This is a genomic window from Clostridium sp. (assembly GCF_036639235.1).
Taxonomy (GTDB): Bacteria; Bacillota; Clostridia; order Clostridiales; family Caloramatoraceae; genus Clostridium_AB.
The window spans coordinates 19,859-21,519 of record NZ_JAVWJB010000027.1 but is presented as its reverse complement, the minus strand read 5'-3'; the positions used below and the strand labels follow the sequence as shown (position 1 = coordinate 21,519).

Here is a 1,661-nt window from a genome sequence, read left to right as displayed (position 1 = left end):
TTATAAGAATACAAATAATCCACCTTTCATATGTATTACTATGGAGGTGGATTTTCTTATGGAAAGTATGAAGGAAAAAGACAAACTTTATATTACATACCTAAAGGCAGTTATAGGAGCAGGGGTATTATCAATAGTTCTTTTAATTTTAGCTTCTATTATGTTCTATTTTATGAAATTTACAGACGGTCAAATGAATACAGCAGTATGGGTTATAACAGTTCTATCAATTTGCTATGCAGGAATCTACGGGGCTATGAAAATAGGTTCAAAGGGATTCCTACATGGGGCGGTTCTTGGAGGCTTATATACTCTACTTGTTGGTGTGGTTGGAATGCTTACTGAATCAGGACAAGTTAACATGTATTCGTTTATAGTAACCCTTGTAATGTCATTAATAGTTGGAATGCTTTCAGGTATGATTGGCGTAACACTTAGAAGATAAGCTAATTAATTTATTGAGAAACACTATGAGGTATGCTATAATCTATAAGGTAACTTTAAGATTACGTGTTACATAGGACTCATTAAGTAGTTTTAGCTTTTATGAAGGAGGGTTTTATCATGAAGCATATAAAGACTATTAACTTAGGTGCTTTAAAGGCTAGCATAAGTAAGCCAGGTTGCAAGGAGTGTGCTAACTCATGTCAATCAGCTTGTAAAACTTCATGTACAGTAGCTAACCTTGAATGTGAAAACAACTAATGGTTTAGGCAGTAACTTGAGTGTTACTGCTTTTTAACTTTTTTAGGAGGAAAATATATGAAAATTCATAAGTTTGAGCAATGTGGTTTAAAGATTTTAATAGATGTTCACAGTGGGGCAATTCATGTTATAGATGACGTTGTTTATGACATACTAGACCACTATAAAGATAAGAAACTTACAGAGAACGTTAATGAGCTTAATAGCAAGTATAGTGAGGCTCAAATTAAAGAGGGTATTGAGGAAATAGAGTATTTAATAAATCAAGGGATGCTATTTACTGAGGACCCTTATAAGGAAATGGTTCTAAATGATGATGGACCGAACTTTGTTAAGGCTATGTGTCTAAACATTGCACATGACTGTAATCTAAAATGTAAGTACTGCTTTGCATGTGAAGGTGAATATCATGGTGAGCGTAGCATGATGTCAGCTGAGGTTGGTAAGAAGGCTATTGACTTTGTAATCAAAACATCAGGACCTAGAAGAAATATTGAGGTTGATTTATTTGGTGGAGAGCCATTAATGAACTTTAAAACTGTTAAAGAAATTGTTGAGTACGGAAAAACAGAAGGTCCAAAGCATAACAAAAACATTAGATTTACTATGACAACAAATGCAACACTACTTAATGATGAAAATATGAAATATATTGATGAGAACATGGGTAACGTAATCTTAAGTATAGACGGAAGACGTGAAGTTAACGATAATATAAGAACAAGATATGATGGAAGCGGAACATATGACGCTATTCTACCTAAGATTAAAAAGATGGTAGATATGAGGGACAAGTCTAAACAGTACTATGTAAGAGGTACGTTTACAAGGGACAACCTAGATTTTTATGAAGATGTTATGGCAATGGCAAACGAAGGATTTAAGGAAGTTTCTAACGAGCCAGTTGTTCTTGAAGATGGACATCCTCTAGCGTTAAGATATGAAGATCTTCCAGT

The 1,661-nt window shown here is 34.0% G+C and carries 3 protein-coding genes; all 3 read left to right on the top strand.

Translation table 11 applies throughout. The annotated features are described in order from the left end of the window. Positions 1-58 precede the first annotated feature (58 nt). The gene (locus RR539_RS07525; protein ID WP_332483608.1) at positions 59-445 is read left to right on the top strand and encodes a TIGR04086 family membrane protein; all 387 of its coding nucleotides are present in this window, start codon (positions 59-61) and stop codon (positions 443-445) included. Between the two features lie 119 nt (positions 446-564). Next, positions 565-705: a six-cysteine ranthipeptide SCIFF gene (gene scfA, locus RR539_RS07520; RefSeq protein WP_332474984.1), complete on the top strand. Its 141-nt coding sequence runs from the start codon at positions 565-567 to the stop codon at positions 703-705. 57 nt (positions 706-762) lie between these two features. Then, positions 763-1,661: 4Fe-4S cluster-binding domain-containing protein (locus RR539_RS07515; RefSeq protein ID WP_332500297.1), on the top strand; the 899-nt coding region annotated here is incomplete at its 3' end.